Origin of the sequence: Marinomonas lutimaris, assembly GCF_019426345.1 — a bacterium.
Lineage (GTDB): Bacteria > Pseudomonadota > Gammaproteobacteria > Pseudomonadales > Marinomonadaceae > Marinomonas > Marinomonas lutimaris.
This window is the reverse complement of record NZ_JAHLLW010000011.1, coordinates 58,031-75,232: the sequence shown is the minus strand read 5'-3', so window position 1 is coordinate 75,232 and position 17,202 is coordinate 58,031. Positions and strand designations below refer to the sequence as shown.

General features: G+C 45.7%; 14 protein-coding genes. 6 read left to right on the top strand and 8 right to left on the bottom strand.

Annotated features, from left to right (window positions below):
- The first annotated feature begins 23 nt into the window (after nucleotides 1–23).
- The 4 genes from KPL72_RS13595 to KPL72_RS21265 are packed head-to-tail and all read left to right on the top strand — an operon-like array spanning nucleotide 24 to nucleotide 3,091.
- Nucleotides 24–704 (top strand): MotA/TolQ/ExbB proton channel family protein, encoded by a 681-nt coding sequence (locus KPL72_RS13595; protein WP_212916780.1) that lies wholly within the window; start codon nucleotides 24–26, stop codon nucleotides 702–704.
- Nucleotides 694–1,119 carry an ExbD/TolR family protein gene (locus KPL72_RS13590; RefSeq protein ID WP_212916779.1) on the top strand — a complete coding sequence of 142 codons (426 nt, stop codon included), beginning with the start codon at nucleotides 694–696 and terminating at the stop codon, nucleotides 1,117–1,119. Before KPL72_RS13595 ends, KPL72_RS13590 begins: the two co-directional genes overlap by 11 nt.
- Nucleotides 1,116–1,547, top strand: coding sequence for an ExbD/TolR family protein (locus KPL72_RS13585; protein WP_212916778.1), 432 nt, complete (start codon nucleotides 1,116–1,118; stop codon nucleotides 1,545–1,547). The genes KPL72_RS13590 and KPL72_RS13585 overlap by 4 nt, the downstream gene beginning before the upstream one ends.
- Nucleotides 1,544–3,091 (top strand): energy transducer TonB, encoded by a 1,548-nt coding sequence (locus KPL72_RS21265; protein ID WP_249422251.1) that lies wholly within the window; start codon nucleotides 1,544–1,546, stop codon nucleotides 3,089–3,091. The genes KPL72_RS13585 and KPL72_RS21265 overlap by 4 nt, the downstream gene beginning before the upstream one ends.
- Before the next feature lie 97 nt (nucleotides 3,092–3,188).
- On the opposite strand, the gene mltA is transcribed toward KPL72_RS21265, so the two are convergent.
- Together mltA and KPL72_RS13565 are read right to left on the bottom strand one after the other, a co-directional pair.
- The gene (gene mltA, locus KPL72_RS13570; RefSeq protein ID WP_219703286.1) at nucleotides 3,189–4,376 is read right to left on the bottom strand and encodes a murein transglycosylase A; all 1,188 of its coding nucleotides are present in this window, start codon (nucleotides 4,374–4,376) and stop codon (nucleotides 3,189–3,191) included.
- Between the two features lie 145 nt (nucleotides 4,377–4,521).
- Nucleotides 4,522–5,100, bottom strand: a complete 579-nt coding sequence (locus KPL72_RS13565; RefSeq protein ID WP_100186712.1) for a DNA-J related domain-containing protein — start codon at nucleotides 5,098–5,100, stop codon at nucleotides 4,522–4,524.
- A 110-nt stretch (nucleotides 5,101–5,210) separates the two neighbouring features.
- Here KPL72_RS13565 and KPL72_RS13560 point away from each other — a divergent pair, with 110 nt between their 5' ends.
- Nucleotides 5,211–5,888: a zinc metallopeptidase gene (locus KPL72_RS13560; protein WP_219703285.1), complete on the top strand. Its 678-nt coding sequence runs from the start codon at nucleotides 5,211–5,213 to the stop codon at nucleotides 5,886–5,888.
- A 477-nt stretch (nucleotides 5,889–6,365) separates the two neighbouring features.
- On the top strand, nucleotides 6,366–8,300 hold the full coding sequence (locus KPL72_RS13555) for a bifunctional 2',3'-cyclic-nucleotide 2'-phosphodiesterase/3'-nucleotidase (RefSeq protein WP_219703284.1): 1,935 nt from the start codon (nucleotides 6,366–6,368) through the stop codon (nucleotides 8,298–8,300).
- 116 nt (nucleotides 8,301–8,416) lie between these two features.
- Here KPL72_RS13555 and betA read toward each other — a convergent pair whose 3' ends face one another.
- The 6 genes from betA to iolE form a co-directional block, all read right to left on the bottom strand.
- Nucleotides 8,417–10,084 carry a choline dehydrogenase gene (gene betA / locus KPL72_RS13550; protein WP_219703283.1) on the bottom strand — a complete coding sequence of 556 codons (1,668 nt, stop codon included), beginning with the start codon at nucleotides 10,082–10,084 and terminating at the stop codon, nucleotides 8,417–8,419.
- Between the two features lie 35 nt (nucleotides 10,085–10,119).
- A complete protein-coding gene (gene betB / locus KPL72_RS13545) occupies nucleotides 10,120–11,577 on the bottom strand; it encodes a betaine-aldehyde dehydrogenase (protein ID WP_219703282.1) in 1,458 nt (485 codons plus the stop codon).
- 307 nt (nucleotides 11,578–11,884) lie between these two features.
- Nucleotides 11,885–12,190, bottom strand: a complete 306-nt coding sequence (locus tag KPL72_RS13540) for an isoamylase early set domain-containing protein (RefSeq protein WP_212916770.1) — start codon at nucleotides 12,188–12,190, stop codon at nucleotides 11,885–11,887.
- A gap of 524 nt (nucleotides 12,191–12,714) precedes the next feature.
- Nucleotides 12,715–14,445: a bifunctional ornithine lipid synthase OlsF gene (gene olsF, locus KPL72_RS13535; protein WP_219703281.1), complete on the bottom strand. Its 1,731-nt coding sequence runs from the start codon at nucleotides 14,443–14,445 to the stop codon at nucleotides 12,715–12,717.
- A 261-nt stretch (nucleotides 14,446–14,706) separates the two neighbouring features.
- Nucleotides 14,707–16,209: a CoA-acylating methylmalonate-semialdehyde dehydrogenase gene (locus KPL72_RS13530; protein ID WP_212916768.1), complete on the bottom strand. Its 1,503-nt coding sequence runs from the start codon at nucleotides 16,207–16,209 to the stop codon at nucleotides 14,707–14,709.
- Nucleotides 16,210–16,291: 82 nt separating this feature from the next.
- Nucleotides 16,292–17,191 carry a myo-inosose-2 dehydratase gene (gene iolE, locus KPL72_RS13525; RefSeq protein ID WP_212916767.1) on the bottom strand — a complete coding sequence of 300 codons (900 nt, stop codon included), beginning with the start codon at nucleotides 17,189–17,191 and terminating at the stop codon, nucleotides 16,292–16,294.
- Nucleotides 17,192–17,202 lie beyond the last annotated feature (11 nt).

The window sequence follows — 17,202 nt, the reverse complement described above, 5'->3', positions numbered from 1 at the left end:
TTTTTTATTCTTTGGAGAGTGTCGTGGAAGATTCAGTACAGCAGAAAATAGTCGACTTTTTGCAGGTCGGTGGACCTGTGGTATGGATACTGATGGTATTTTCTGTCGTTGCTTTGACAATTGTTTTGTTAAAACTGTGGCAGTTTTCTTCACTTCGCGCGGAGAGCTTAAAAACCAGTAATTTAGCCTTAGATGAATGGCGTAGTGACGAAAATGGTGAAAAAGCGCTTGAGCAGTTAGATGAAAAACGTCCTATCGATGCTTTAGTAGGTTATACCATGCGCGCTTTGTTAGCCGCGAATACCAGTGCCGATTTGATTCGTGAGGAAGTAGAGCGCCGAGCGATGAATCAGCTAAATCAACTTCGCTCTTTTCTACGTCCTTTAGAAATTATTGCGACCTTGAGCCCATTGTTAGGTCTGCTAGGTACCGTATTGGGTATGATCACCGCTTTCCAGCAAATGGAAGGTGCGGGAAACCAAGTTGATCCTTCCGTATTATCTGGTGGTATTTGGCAGGCGCTGTTAACCACCGCAGTGGGTTTGGCAGTAGCGATTCCCGTCGTCACACTGCAAAGCTGGTTAGAGCGAAAAGTAGAACGTATTGCACACAACATGAATGATGCTGTTACTCAGGTTTTTACTAGCAAGCAGGCTAAGCATCTAGTCGAAAAGGCCAACCAAGAGATGTTGCATGCCGCTTAACCTTTCTCAGCCCAAACGTAAAAACGCAATTAGCCTAACACCACTAATCGATGTGGTGTTTATCTTGCTGTTGTTTTTTATGTTGACCTCAAGTTTTGTGCCTTGGCGCATCGTTGATACACCGTTATCTGTGGCATCCGATGTTCAAACGCCGCCTCAAGAAAAAGACAACCTTATCCTGACATTGAAGCAAAATGATGATCAGGTTTGGGTTGATGGAAAAGCAGTTAGTTTCTCCGATCAGTCCCGTTTTCAAACACTCGTCACAGATCATAACGAGGGTGTTTTTATCATCAAAGCAGAAGACGGAGTGACCTTACAGACCTTGATGCATCTTGCTGATCGCTTAAAACTCAATGGCGCAAAAACCGTGTCTATTGCGAATGCTTTTGCGATGCCGCCGGAGACAAAATGAAAATAGGTCAAAAATACGCCGCGAGAAACGCCAGCAGCGACGACAACATGGTGCCACTGATTAACGTGGTGTTTCTGATGTTGGTGTTTTTTATGGTGGCGGGGCAAATTCAAAAAGCAGATCCTATTCCTGTAATGCCTCCACAATCTATTAATGATAACCGCGCTGTTACAGATCCCAATATTGAAATTGTATTGGGCGCCGATGATAGTCTTTATGTTGATGACAAGCTGTTTGCCATCGATGATGTTCAAGCCTATCTAGAGCAGCAGTTTGCTTCTGCTTCAGATAAAGAGGGCTTTTGGGTACAAATCAAAGCCGATGGTGCTATTTCTCTAGAAAAGCTACGACCGATATTTAATCAGGTGCGTTTAGCGGGTCTTACAAAAGTAAGTTTGGCGACACAGCTTGAGCGAGGGAATAAATGATTTCCAAGCGTCATTGGATTATTGCTGGTGGTCTGGCTCTCTCTGTTCACGCTGGCGCTTTCTATGCTGTATTTTATTCCCCTACAGCAGGTAGTCAGGCTGCTGGTAGTCAAGGTATTGAATTCGATTTGGGAATGGTTGGTGATCTTGGTGCTGCGGCACAAAATACAGCTGCTCAAGAAGAAGTAAAAGAGGTTGAGGAAGCAGTAGAAGAGCCGATTGAAGAGGTTCAAGAAGAAGTAGAACCAGAAGTCGAGCCAGAACCTGTGGTTGAGCCAGAACCTGTGGTTGAGCCAGAACCTGTGGTTGAGCCAGAACCTGTGGTTGAGCCAGAACCTGTGGTTGAGCCAGAACCTGTGGTTGAGCCAGAACCTGTGGTTGAGCCAGAACCTGTGGTTGAGCCAGAACCTGTGGTTGAGCCAGAACCTGTGGTTGAGCCAGAACCTGTGGTTGAGCCAGAACCTGTGGTTGAGCCAGAACCTGTGGTTGAGCCAGAACCTGTGGTTGAGCCAGAACCTGTGGTTGAGCCAGAACCTGTGGTTGAGCCAGAACCTGTGGTTGAGCCAGAACCTGTGGTTGAGCCAGAACCTGTGGTTGAGCCAGAACCTGTGGTTGAGCCAGAACCTGTGGTTGAGCCAGAACCTGTGGTTGAGCCAGAACCTGTGGTTGAGCCAGAACCTGTGGTTGAGCCAGAACCTGTGGTTGAGCCAGAACCTGTGGTTGAGCCAGAACCTGTGGTTGAGCCAGAACCTGTGGTTGAGCCAGAACCTGTGGTTGAGCCAGAACCTGTGGTTGAGCCAGAACCTGTGGTTGAGCCAGAACCTGTGGTTGAGCCAGAACCTGTGGTTGAGCCAGAACCTGTGGTTGAGCCAGAACCTGTGGTTGAGCCAGAACCTGTGGTTGAGCCAGAACCTGTGGTTGAGCCAGAACCTGTGGTTGAGCCTGAACCTGTGGTTGAACCAGAACCAGTTGTTGAGCCAGAAATCATCAAAGAGCCAGAGCCTGTTGAAATCAAGCAAACATCACCAATCGAAGTTAAAAAGCCTGAGCCCAAACCCAAACCAGAGCCAAAACCAGAGCCAAAACCGAAATCGAAACCTGAGCCAAAGCCCAAGCCCAAGCCAGAGCCGAAAAAAGCGGCGCCAGTGGTAAAAGCCGCTCCTAAACAAGTTGCACCGCCATCAATGGCGAATCAAAAAGCAACAACAGGAAGCTCAAACGCGGCAACGAGTGGCGGTAATCCTGGCGCTAAGGCAAACTATTTTACACAGTTAACATCGATATTTGCTCAGAATAAACGTTATCCAAGAGCATCCCGTCGCCGCAATGAAGAGGGCGTTGTTTCCTTGTCTTTTGTTGCTCACGCGGATGGTTCTGTATCAGACGTAAAGATCACCGAGAGTTCAGGTCATAAACGTTTGGATAATGCGGTATTGGATATGATAAAGCGTTCTACGCCTTTGCCTAAATTTTCAAAGGAAATGGCGGAAACTGAGTTACGGATCAACTTACCCGTGTCCTTTAAGCTAAGTGACCTTATGTGATGATCAAACTAATATAAAATCAAGAGCTGGATAACAAAGAAACGCCGCGCTTTGAATATCAAAGCGCGGCGTTTTCGTTTCATTGTTGGAAATAAGGTTAGCGTGCGATCAGCTTTTCAGGTGTTGGATTTTTTGGAAGCAATAACCAAATCTTGCCAAAATGCTTTAACTGACCAGCATGAATGTGCGCTTCCTCGCCTACGCCTTGGTACCAATCGATATGCCCTGGTCCTTTGATTGCGCCACCTTTGTCTTGGGCGAGCAAGAGACGAAACTCATGACCGATTAAATTACCATAAACGTCTAGTTTAGGAACTTGAGCCAACAGAATAGAGCCAAGAGGAATGACTTTTGGATCCACTGCAGCAGAATACAAAGGTGTTAATGGTACGTTAGCTGCGCCAACAGGATTTTGAGGGCCTTCGCTAAAAAACAAATAACTTGGGTTGGTAGATAGAATTTCACGATTACGATCTGGGTGATCACTTAGCCATTGGCGAATGCTTTGAGCCGAAATATTGGCTCGGTCAATCTCGCCTTTTTCAATAAGCACTTTTCCTAAGCTTCGATAAGGATGTCCGTTAACGCCGCCCCAAGATAAGAGTTTGCGTTCGCCATTTTCATACTCGACCACGCCGGAACCTTGTACGTGCAAGAAAAAATTGTCGACTAAACTGGATGTATAGGCGATTTCCAATCCTTGTCCGGCCAGTGCATTTTCAAAATCTATCTGTTCACGAGACGGGTATTTTCCGTCGGCATTTCGTTGTGCTGGTTTACGGTAAAGCGGATAGCGGTAAACTTCATCTGGTAAGTGTCGGACTGGCAAAATAGGCACATAGTAGCCAGTTATTTGTACGTTGCCTCTTTGATCTTGCCCTGCTAATTGGTGAGCAATTAATTGCGGTTGCTGTGCGGGATTGTGTAGCCATTTACCAATTTCTTGTGCAACGATTTTCAAATCCGCCACACTGGTTTGTGTATTTTCAAGTACGAAATCTTTATCGCCAATACGGTTCAAGTACTTTAGTTGTTGCTGTAAGCCACTTTCGAAACTGGCATCTGGCATTGGCAGGCCAGGTGGAAGACTTTCCTTTAAATATAAGGTGTCACGCTTTAGTGCCGCGGTGTCTCGGCCATTGTTTTCAAAGTCATTGGAGTTGTCGATTTCGTTAACGCTGCAACTACTAAGCAGAGTAAAAGAAATGAGACAAAGTGGGCGGATTAGGAAGCGGCGGTGTGTTTTAGAGGGTAAAAGGTGTCGTAAAAAAGAAGAAAAAATCATAAGCCCTGTTTCTATAAAATGAATCGGTAAAATAATAAAAGGTCGAGTTTTGACCACAAATAAAGAGCGAGGTTCATCTTGAGTTTTTATAGAATCGAAAGCAACGATAGAAGAAGAGTTTTACACTTTGCCAACGCCTTAGAGATCAGAACATTAGGTATTCATAGGCTTGCCTGAGTCCAATGAACGCATCTTGGTCGCCGCCTCTGTCTGGATGATGTTTTTGGGCCAGCTTGCGGTACTGTTGTTTTATCGTTGCTTTGGTTGGGTTACTGCTGTCGATTTGTAGGGTTTTGAGTGCAGAGTCTCGGTTACCAGGTAAACTAATGCCTTTGTAGAAGCTATTGAGAAGGCGAGAAACTTCATCTTCATCGGTTTTTTCGTACTCCTCCCAGTCTAAATAGTAAGCAGCTAACTTTGCGTCTACGCTGTCGTTTAAACTGGTACTGGCAGACAATTGGATTTCTGATGCGCTAAGTAGGTGGATTCGAAGTGCACTGATGTTTAACATCAGGTTTTCTTCTTGCCAAAGACTGCTTTGTAACTGATATAAGGCATTCATGATAAGAAAGTGCTGACGAAACAGCTGCAAATTCGCATCATCGGCGAGCTTGCTAAATTCTGGTAGCTGATCTTTTAACGCTTTTAGTATGTCAAACTCACTCATACCATTTGGATGGTTTTTTAGGATCGCGAGAATCGGACCAACTAAAGGATTTTTCATATCTAGCTCGTATACTTTAGGCATTTATTACAGTGTATGTGATGAACCTAAAAAGGGTCAAAGTTGAGCCAGATATTTTTTGTTAATTTGGATAGTAGAAAGACAACGTTATGTTATGGATTATTGGTATTGCCATTGCTCTTTTATTATTTGTTGGGCCAAGCGCGTGGGTAAAATTTACCTTAAAACGCTACGCCACGGATCGTGACGATTTAGCGGGCACAGGTGGCGAACTCGCGACCCACTTAGTGAAACGCTTTGAGCTGAATGGCGTAAAAGTAGAAGCGGCTCAAGAAGGCCAAGACCATTTTGACTTTGGACAACATGCGGTTCGCCTTAGCCCGAGTGTACTTAATGGTCGCTCATTAACTGCTGTCGCCGTGGCTGCTCATGAAGTAGGACACGCCATTGCTCATGAAAAGAAACAAAAGATCTCTCATTTAAGCTCACGTTATTTACCTTTTGCTCATGGCGCGAGAAAGATTACCGCAGGTTTATTAGTCGGCTGGCCAGCGCTGAGCCTGTTGTTGCATATTCCCTATGCTGTGCCTTTACACGCGCTGGTGGTTGGCCTATCTGGGTTATTAGCGGTTATCGTGCAACTGGCGATACTGCCGGAAGAATGGGACGCCAGCTTCAACAAAGCACTACCCATATTGAGAGAAGGCAACTACATCCCACAGGAAGACCTACCCAAAGTGAAACGCATCTTAACCGCCTGTGCCATGACCTACGTGGCCGCTGCTTTGATTAAAGTCCTCTTTGTTTGGCGATGGTTTAAGCGGTAGCACTTTGTCTTTTCACATGACTCAAACCAAACGGCGTTTCTCTTCGAAACTAACGCCTACCTCATCAAAACGCCGTTTTGGGTCTCATTGTATGAATGCATTAAGCCTTGTAGGTCGGATGAGAGAGGCACGACCGTAATCCGACGTGTTGATGTAAGTCACGCCTTCATGCCGACATCTCACGTCCTCACAAGACTCGAATCAAACGGCGTTTCTCTTCACTCCCTAACTTAAGGAAAGTACGCCTACCTCATCAAAACGCCGTTTGGTTCTCATTGTATGGATACATTAAGCCTTGTAGGTCGGATGAGGGAGGCACGACCGTAATCCGACGTATTTGATCTTCTTATACACACAAAATCGATAAACAACTGTCACAAAAAAGGCATGAACTTCGCATAAAATCGTCTTAATATGAAAACTGACTTTTTGGTTAGTATTTTGATACGCAGATGATTGTATGAATGGAGTATTTTCATGACGTTTTTTGTTCCTAAGGGTGCGTCGATTTTCGCCTCTTCTTTGTTGTTTGCTGCGATGGCGCAGGCTTCTACTATTGACTTGCGGGTCATGGAAACTACGGATATTCACATGAATTTGGTGGATTACGATTACTACGGCGATAAGCAAAGTGATGCGGTGGGTTTGTCTCGTGTGGCGACTTTGATCAAGGCGGCGCGTGGGGAAGTAACGAACTCTGTGTTGGTAGATAACGGTGACTTATTACAGGGCACGCCGTTGGGCGATTATGTTGCCAAAGGTCGAGTGCTGCGCTTTGGTGAGACGCATCCTGCGTTTAAAGCGATGAATTTGTTGGATTACGATGTGGGTAATATCGGTAACCACGAATTTAACTATGGCTTAGACTTTTTAATGAAGAGTTTAAGTGGCGCTAATTTCCCTTACGTTAACTCGAATGTCTATGTGGACGATGGCGATAACGATGCGTCTAACGATCAGCCTTACTTCCAACCTTATATCATCAAAGACAAAACCTTCGTCGATTCTGACGGCAAAAAACAAACGGTCAAAATCGGTTACATTGGTTTTGTACCACCGCAAATTATGACCTGGGATAAAGACAATTTAACCCATAAAGTTATTGCCAAAGACATTATCGAAACCGCTAATAAATACGTGCCTGAAATGAAAGCCAAAGGCGCGGATGTGATTATTGCGATTCCACACAGTGGCATGATGAACTCGCCTTACATGAAAGGCGAAGAAAACGCGTCTTATCATCTTGCAAAAGTAGACGGCATTGATGCGATTTTATTTGGTCACTCTCATCGCATTTTTCCTGGCGACAAAGCATTAGACGCTTTTGAAGGTGTGGATGGCGAAAAAGGCACGGTGTTTGGTAAGCCTGCCACTATGCCTGGGTTCTGGGGATCTCACCTTGGGGTGATTGATTTAAAACTAGAGCCAGCGGGTAATGGTTGGAAAGTTGCCGATGGCAAGGCCGAAGTGCGTGCCATCTCTCGCCGTGAAGGCCGAACTACTGTAGCTTTGGTTGAAGCCGATGCGAGCATTAATGACGCTGTGAAAACCGAACACGAAGGTACTTTGGCTTATATGCGTCGCAAAGTGGGTGAATCCACTGCAGACATTAATAGCTTCTTTGCACTCGTGCAGGATGATCCATCCATTCAGATCGTGAACAATGCGCAGATTTGGTATGTGGAAAACATTGTTCGTGGTACGTCTTATGAAGGTTTTCCGATATTGTCTGCCGCAGCGCCATTTAAAGCTGGTGGTCGCGGTGGTCCAGACTATTACACGGATGTGCCAAAAGGCGATATCGCCCTGAAAAACGTCAGTGATTTGTACATTTATCCGAACGATTTAAAAGTGGTGAAGTTGACTGGTGCGCAAGTGGTGGAATGGTTAGAAGCGGCTGCTGGGCAGTTTAATCAGATCGACCCTAATGTAACTGAGCCTCAACAGTTGGTGAATGCGTCTTTCCCAACCTATAACTTCGATGTGATTGATGGTATTTCTTACAAGATCGATGTCACCCAGCCTGCTCGCTACAACGGAGATGGGGAAGTGGTGAATAAAGACGCGCATCGTATTACCAAGGCGATGTTTAACGGCGAACCATTAAGAATGAAAGATGAGTTTTTGGTAGCAACCAATAACTATCGCGCTGGCGGCGGCGGTCATTTCCCTAACCTTAATGGCGAAACCATCGTGATTGATGCTCCAGATAAGAACCGTGATGTGGTAGCAAATTACCTACTGAGCCAGACAACCATAAATCCAGCGGCTGACGGCAATTGGTCGTTTACCGAGTTTGGCAAAGCAAAAGTCTTGTTTACAAGCTCGCCAAAAGCAAAAGAAGCCGCGGCTAAAAACATGACGTATCAGTCTTTAGATGAAAATGGTTTTGCTGTCTTTCAAATTAAATAGCTCAGATGAAATAGCTGAGTTGCAATAACGGCTATTGAAATAGAACGAAGCGCCTAAACAAAAAAACGCCTACTAGGATTCAGCAGGCGTTTTTTTGTGAGCTTTTTTGCCTTTTATTAACGCTGTTTGGTTTCAAACTCTGGGTGAATCCAAACGGGCGCGTTTAGGCTTGGCAAGGCGTCTTTGCCCAAAATCATGTCGGCGGCTTTTTCGGCCACCATGATAGTGGGTGCGTTCAAGTTGCCGTTGGTGATGGTCGGGAAGATTGACGAATCCACCACGCGTAGATTTTGCAAACCACGCACTTGGCATTGTTCGTTGAGCACGGCCATTGGGTCGTTTTCATCGCCCATCTTACAAGTACAAGATGGATGATAAGCACTTTCCACGTTTTCTTTTACCCATTGGTCGATTTCTTCGTCGCTCTGGATATTCATGCCAGGCTGAATTTCATCGCCACGATAATCGTCTAGCGCTGATTGTTGCAACACTTCACGCGTTAGGCGAATCGTATCGCGCCAGTCTTGCTTGTCTTGTTCGGTGGAGATGTAGTTAAACAAGATGCGCGGTTTCGCGGCAGGATTCGCAGATTCAATCCACAATTTACCGCGACTTTCAGGTTTGTTTGGACCAACGTGTACTTGGAATCCATGACCTTCAACTGCTGCTTGACCATCGTAACGCATGGCCGCTGGCAAGAAGTGATATTGAATGTTTGGCCATTTAAGACCCGCACGAGAGCGAATGAAACCGCAAGATTCAAAGTGGTTGGTCGCGCCAAGGCCCGTTTTAAATAGCATCCAACGTGTGCCGATCAAGCCTTTGCTGATTAAGCCAAGTTTGCTGTTCAAGGTTACAGGCTTCTTGCAGTAGTACTGGAAGTAGACTTCCAAATGATCTTGCAGGTTTTCACCCACGCCTGGTAATTCGTGAAGCACAGGAACGCCCGCTTTTTCGAGCACGTCTTTTGGGCCCACTCCAGACAGTTGCAATAATTGAGGTGAGCCAACTGAGCCAGCCGATAGAATCACTTCTTTGTTGGCGGTAACTTGTTGAGTTTGGCCATTTTTGCTGAACTCAATGCCTGTGGCGGTTTTGCCACTGAACAATACTTTATGGCTTAGCACGCCGGTTTTGAGCGTTAGATTAGGGCGTTGCATGGCACGACGTAAATAAGCGTTCGACGTAGAAGCACGTACGCCATTTTTTACTGTCATGTGCATTGGGCCAAAACCTTCCTGACGAAACGCGTTGTAGTCGTCAGTTTTGCCGTAACCGGCTTCTTCGCCTGCATCGATAAAGGCTTGGTAAAGCGGGTTGTAGGTCATGTCGTTGCCGTTGTTGGTCGACAATGGACCGTCACCGCCACGGTATAAGTCCGCGCCGCCTTTCCATGTTTCGGCTTTTTTAAAGTAAGGCAGGCAAGTTTGGTAGTTCCAACCTTTGGCGCCGTTTTCTTCCCACTGGTCGAAATCACACGCATGACCACGCACATAAACCATGCCGTTAATAGACGATGAGCCGCCTAGTACTTTGCCGCGTGGACAATGCATTTCACGGCCATCAAGACCAGGTTCTTTGTCTGTGTGGAATTGCCACGCGTATTTTGTCGTGTTCATTGGGTAAGACAAGGCGGTTGGCATTTGGATAAAGACGCTCTTGTCTGAGCCGCCCATTTCCAATAGCAACACCTTGTGTTCGCCACTTTCTGTCAGTCGATCTGCCAGCACACAGCCTGCGGAGCCAGCACCGACGATAATGTAATCGTACGTTTCGTTTGCCATGACTTGTCTCATCTATTAAGAGTTAAGTGCTTCGCTTAGTAAGGGCTTTGAATGTCGTTTAGGTCAACAAAGACACTCTTGGTTTGTGTGTAGTGGTACAAAGTTTCGATGCCGTTTTCACGACCGATACCAGACTCTTTGTAACCGCCCACTGGCATTTCAGCAGGAGAAGAACCCCATGCGTTAATCCAGCAAATACCAGCCTGCATTTGGCTAATAACGCGATGGGCGCGAGCAAAGTCTTTGGTGAAGACGCCAGCGGCCAAACCAAGTTTGGTGTCGTTAGCGCGAGCAATTACTTCGTCTTCGTCGGTGAAGCTAAGCACAGACATTACTGGACCGAAGATTTCATCACGTACCTGTGGCATGTCGTCGGTGCAATCGGTGAAGACAGTCGGAGCAACAAAGGCACCTTTGTCTAAGCCGTTTTCAGTAACTTGGTAACCGCCGCATAACAAGGTCGCACCAGCGTCTTTCGCCGCTTGAATGTAGCCCAAGACTTTTTTCATGTGGTCTTTGGAAATCAACGCGCCGACTTGCGTGTTCATATCCATTGGATCACCAATAATCATGGCTTCAGTACGTTCTTTTAGTTCTTTAGTGAACGCGTCCAGCATGTCAGCGTGAACGAATACACGAGTACCGTTGGTGCAAACTTCGCCTTGTGTGTAGAAGTTGGCTAGCATCGCCGCAGAAACAGCCTGATCGACAGGCATGTCTGGGAAGATGATCATTGGTGATTTACCACCAAGTTCCATGGTTACCTGCTTCAAAGATTGTGCAGAAGCGGCCATGACTTTTTTGCCTGTTCCCACTTCACCAGTGAAAGAGACTTTGTCGATGTCTGGGTGATTGGTGATCATTTGACCTGTGCGACCGTCCCCTTGAATGACGTTGAAAACACCATCAGGCAAGCCCGCTTGGGTGTATATTTCAGCCAGTTTAAGCGCAGTAAGTGGTGTTTCTTCTGATGGTTTGAAGATCATCGCGTTACCCGCAGCCAGCGCAGGACCAGATTTCCACATAGCGATTTGAATAGGGTAGTTCCACGCGCCGATGCCAGCGCAAATACCAAGTGGCTCGCGACGAGTGTAGAAGAAGTTGCCATTGCCAAGGTCTTGGTAATCGCCTTGGATTTTATCGGTTAGGCCTGCGTAATATTCGATCACGTCAGCGCCCGTTTGAATGTCTACGCAAATGGCTTCTTGAAGTGGCTTGCCTGTGTCCAATACTTCGAGACGTGCAAGTTCTTCATTGTTTTCACGCAATAGCTCAGCGGCTTTTTTAAGGATGCGTCCGCGTTCAGCAGGGCTCATTGCGGCCCACACTTTTTGACCTTGTTTTGCAGACTCTACAGCAGCATCTAGTTCAGCTTGTCCTGCGTGTTCTACTGTTGCAATCACTTCGCCTGTCGCAGGGTTGATTGTCTCAAAGTGTTCACCGCTGGTGGATGCATGGTAGCGGCCATGAATGTATTGCTGCTGATGTGCCATGATGTGCCTCTTTATGTCTGTTTCAATGCTCTGTTTCGAGTCATTGAGGTATTTGAGTTTTTATTAAACGCGCGTTTAATAAAAACAATTGTACATATTTTGGCTATAAATTGCAGCTCGAATCCGTGAATTAGTGGTTTTGGGGCAAAAAGATGACGTTATGGTACGAAGAGTATTACTGATTGAATGTGGGAATATTGGGCATAAGACATCCCTCAAAGCAAGGCAGAGAGAGGCAAAACGTCTCGGCTTAAAGTCTAAAATCGAGACGAATTGTTTGTGGCAGTATAGAAACTAAGAAGTGCTACTACAGGCTGATGACGCCGTTGGTGTCGTAGCTGATAGGGCTTGGAACATAGGCGTCAGCCATGTCATCGTTTAGCCATTCTGTGCCGTCCAGAACATAACGAAATTGGTACGAGGTTTCGATATCCAAGTTAAGCGTCGACACAAAAATACCAGACTTCTGTTTTTTCATTGGGTTGGCTGTGCTGTCCCAATTATTAAAGTCACCAACGACAGCGACGCTTTTGGCATCACCAATCGCTTCAGCAGGTAAGGCGAATTTCACTTTGCATTCGGGTTTGGTTTTTAAATAGGTTTTCTCAATCATTTCCAGCTCCATGGTCTAGCGATAGACAAATGTGTAAGGCTACTGCAAAAGCCCGAGGGTAGATGAAACGTGTTTTTTAAACGATTTTTTGAATAAGCTCTTTTATTCGTAAAGCAAAGCTTACGCCATATTTTATAACTGCTTAATTCTTAAACAAAAATCTTGATTGCTTGCTTTGGGTTTTATCTGCCCCGATCCATTTTAGTGTCTAACATGATGTTAGATGCGCTATTTCAGGGCTTACAAAACTGTATGCGTTTTAAACAGTAAATTCACATTTTAGACAGTTTTCATGTCCTATACTCAAATAACACCAACAAAAATAACGAGGTGTTTTTATGGAAATTCAAACAGTCGTTCTTATCCTATTAAGTGTAATGCTGATCATTAAGATTGTTTATCTTGTTTTCTTCAAACGATCTGGGCAACAAGAAGACGACCATTCACATGGACATCACGCTCATGGTCATCATGCCCATAGTCGCCACTATCGTGGACATCACCATGATTCGCGATAGTTAGAGTTAGGGTTGATTGCCAGCGTTGTGACCTCGGTAACGTTTGTTTTTCGCTTCTTTGACTGTATTTAGGTCTACTAGGACTAAACCGTCCACGCAGTAGCCAAAGTCGGCATCGACACCAAAGTCTAAGAAGCGAACTCCGCCCGTCTCGCACAACTCACTATATTGTTTGAACAGTGTCGGTACGCTGGCGCCAAAGTGGCTGAGCTGTTCTTTGAGTATTCTAAAGTCTTCTTCATAGTCATCGCCGCTGAACATGCCTGAAATGATGTCAGAGTGCTCTGCGTTTACTTGATAAGGCGTGAATGAACGCGCCAAGTGTTCCTTGTCTGCATAATAGAGTTTGTAGAAGGAGACGATGAAATCTTTTGCCACTTGTGGGTAGCTGTTGCTTAGACTTACAGGACCAAACATGTAGCGGATTTCAGGGTGTCTGTCTAAATATGCGCCAATACCGTACCACAAATAATCTAAGCTGCGTTTGCCCCAATATTTTGGTTGAATAAAGCTGCGTCCAAGTTCAATGCCTTGTTCGAAGTAGGGCTCCATGTCGCAAGAGTATTGGAACAATTCGGCGCTGTAGATACGATTTGGCGTGTCTGATTTCATATATTTAGCGACTTCGCCAATTCGATAAGCGCCAACGATTTCGAGCTCTTCTTCATCCCATAAAATCAAATGACGATAATATTGGTCGAACTTGTCTAAATCAGAGCGCTCGCCTGTGCCTTCACCGACTTTACGGAAGGCGATTTCGCGCAAACGACCGATTTCTTTCATCGTTACCGACATCGGATCGTAATCAACCAAGTAAATTTGTTTGTTGTCTTTGGTGCTGCCAAGATGCTCGGCTATTTTGAGCTCTTGTTTGATCATCTGTCTATTTTGTGGATGCTCAACGGTTTTTTCGGTTTTCAGCAGTGGCTTTTTGCCTTTGGCTATACGGTACAAATGGCGTTTTACTAGTTTGTTTTTCTCTTTATCACTTAAAGGTAATTTTGCCAGTTCTTGAATCGGAATGGCTTGGCCAACTTGCATGGGGATTTTACGATTTCGTTGGCGGAACATCTCGTTAGCTAGCTGTATTGTGGAAAGCGGACGATACAAAATAGAGCTGGTGTAAAACAGCATAGAATTTCGGCCGCCAATGTGAACCGGTAACAAGGGGCTGTTGGTCTTTTGCGCTAGCTTAAGATAGTTCTGATTCCAGTGCTGATCTTTTACGCCGCTTGGCGACATTCGAGACACTTCGCCGGCAGGGAAAATAATCACCGCTTCTTCATTATGTAAGCAGCTCATAATGGCTTTCAGCTGTTGGCGTCCGGTTTTTCCACCAAGGTTATCGACAGGCAGCACCAGCTGCTTTAAACCGTCAAAGCCCATTAATAAATCATTGGCGACAATTTTCACATCTGGGCGGATTTCACCGATTAATCTAAGTAAAGCGAGACCATCTAAGGCGCCAAGAGGGTGATTGGCGATGATCATCACCCGTCCACTAGCTGGGATATTTCGACGATCAACTTGGCTCACTTGATAGCTAAAGTTGAAGTGATCCAGTACTCGATCAATAAATTCGAAGCCGACACAGCCGTTGTTTTTTTCCAGGAATTGGTTTACTTCACTTTCGTGGAATAAGCGCTTTAGCACGCTTAACGTTGGGCGAGTGATAAATGGGCTTTTATCGAAAAACTGAGGGGATTTACTGGCAATCATTTGCTCGACTTGTATCACAGTGACGCTCCGCTCTAATAAGTTTTAGATATCTTATTAATGAGAGTAGAGCGTTAATATGACAGAAGCGTGACGTTTGTATGGCGGATATATGACCTAAAATATTAATGAATACGAGACAAAAAAAGCCCACCAAAAGGTGGGCTAAAAAGTCGCTTACTAGAGAGTTAGACAATAAACAATCTGCGACTGAGCTAGGGTGATCCCGTTACATAGAATAGTATTGGGAAAAACTTTGCTTGGTACTATGTCTATAAATGCTTACTTCATCGTTGGCATTGAGAATTCTGCACCAGCGCGAAGGCCTGTTGGCCAGCGTGCTGTGATGGTTTTCATGCGAGTGTAGAAGCGCACGCCATCTGGACCGTGCATGTGCAATGGGCCAAACAAGGAGCGTTTCCAGCCACCAAAACTATGGAATGCCATTGGTACAGGAATTGGCACATTCACGCCAACCATGCCCACTTGAACGTCTTCACAGAATTGACGAGCGGTATCGCCATCACGAGTGAAGATCGACGTGCCATTGCCATATTCGTGGGCATTGATCATATCCAATGCTTCTTGGTAACTGCTAGCGCGAACAACACATAAAACAGGGCCAAAAATTTCTTCGTTATAGATGCGCATGCCTTGTTTCACATTGTCGAACAAGGTCGGTCCGACGAAGTAACCATTTTCATTGCCTGGATAGACAAAATCGCGACCATCACGAACCAAAGTTGCGCCTTCTTCCACACCGATACCTATGTAGTCTTTGATTTTTGCGCAATGCTCTTTGGAGATAACTGGGCCCATGTGAGCCTCTTCTGGCAAGCCGACACCTGGGCCGACGCGCATTCCGTCGATTTCGATACTTAAGCTGTCGATCAAATTATCGGCAACGTCATCGCCTACACAGACAGCAACAGAAATCGCCATACAACGTTCCCCCGCTGAGCCGTATGCTGCTCCCATTAGGGAACCAACGACTTGGCTTGGATCTGCATCTGGCATGACGATCATATGGTTTTTGGCACCGCCAAGCGCTTGCACGCGTTTACCGTGAGCAGAGGCCGTTGCATAAATGTATTCAGCAATAGGTGTGGAACCAACAAAGCTAACTGCTTGAACTCGTTCATCCGTTAGCAACACATCTACAGCTTCTTTGTCACCATTAACGATATTGAAAACGCCGTCAGGAAGACCCGCTTCAGTAAGTAACTCTGCCAAACGTAGAGGAACAGAAGGGTCTTTTTCTGATGGTTTCATCACAAAAGTGTTACCGCTGGCAATGGCAACAGGGAACATCCACATTGGAACCATGGCTGGGAAGTTGAACGGTGAAATGCCCGCACAAACGCCAAGAGGCTGCATCAAAGACATGCTGTCTACACCGCGACCAACGTTTAGGCTATGTTCGCCTTTTTGTAGGTGTGGAATGCCACAAGCAAATTCTACTACTTCGATACCACGGGTTAACTCACCTTTGGCATCGGAAAATACTTTGCCGTGCTCGCTGGTGATCATCTCTGCGATTTCGTCTGCGTGTTGTTCTAACAATGCTTTAAATTTAAACATGACACGAGCACGATTAAGTGGTGTGACCTTGCTCCATGTTTTGAACGCTTCTTGTGCTGATTCAATCGCAGTGCGAGTTTCGTCGGCACTAGAAAGTGCAACACTAAGACTTTGTGCGCCAGTTGCTGGATTGTAGACTGGACCTGTACGGCCGCTTTGGCTGGCAATTTGCTGACCGTTAATGTAGTTACCTAATGTTTTCATGAGAATACCTAACGTTTGCATGTGTTTTTGTTGAGGCTAACACTATTCTTCTAGCGTTAGCCTCATGAATAAAAGAGGGCGATTATTTTACGATTTCTAACCCAGATTCAGCGCATAGCGCTTTTAGGTTGTTTGCTCCAAGCGTTGCGTAAGTTAATGGGTGCGCAACGGCTGGATCTTGTTCTGCTTCTACCACTAACCAGCCAGAATAGTTGCTGGCTTTAAGTTGTTTGAACAAGCTGCTGTAATCGATAAAGCCATCGCCAGGTACAGTAAATACGCCATTTAACATCGCATTCAAGAAGCTTATATCGCGGTTCTTAGCGTCTTTTAAGATCTCAGGGCGGAGATCTTTGCAATGCACGTGAATGATACGATCAGCGTGTTTTGCTTGAACTTCTAATGGATTACCGCCTGCAAAAGTCATGTGGCCCGTATCTAAAAGTAAGCCAACAGAAGGGCCGGTGTATTTCATCAACAAGTCAACTTCGTGTTGGCTTTCAATGACGGTTCCCATGTGATGGTGGTAAGCAATTTGAACGCCTTCAGATAGGCAGTAGTCTGCGACTTGAGTCAGCTTCTTACTCATTTCAGCGATCTTTTCTTCGCTGATAATAGGGCGGTGCGACAATGGGGTTTCTATTTGTCCATGGATACAGCCTGTTACTTCGCAGTACACCATGGCTTTCGCACCAAGGGATTTTAATAAGTGAAGATGAGGTTTAATGGCTTCGATCTCTTCTTCTACACTGCGGGTTAATAATTCGCCGCTGAACCAGCCTGAAACCAAGTCCAAACCATGCGCTTTTAAGATAGGGCCAAGCACTTCTGGCGTGCGAGGGAATTTTTGGCCTAATTCGAAGCCGCTAAAGCCTGCTTGTTTGCCTTCTGTCAAACAGGTTTCAAGGGAGGTTTCTGCTCCCAGTGTTGGTAGATCGTCGTTTGTCCATGTTAATGGGTTAATGCCGATTCTGACGCTCATATTATTATTCT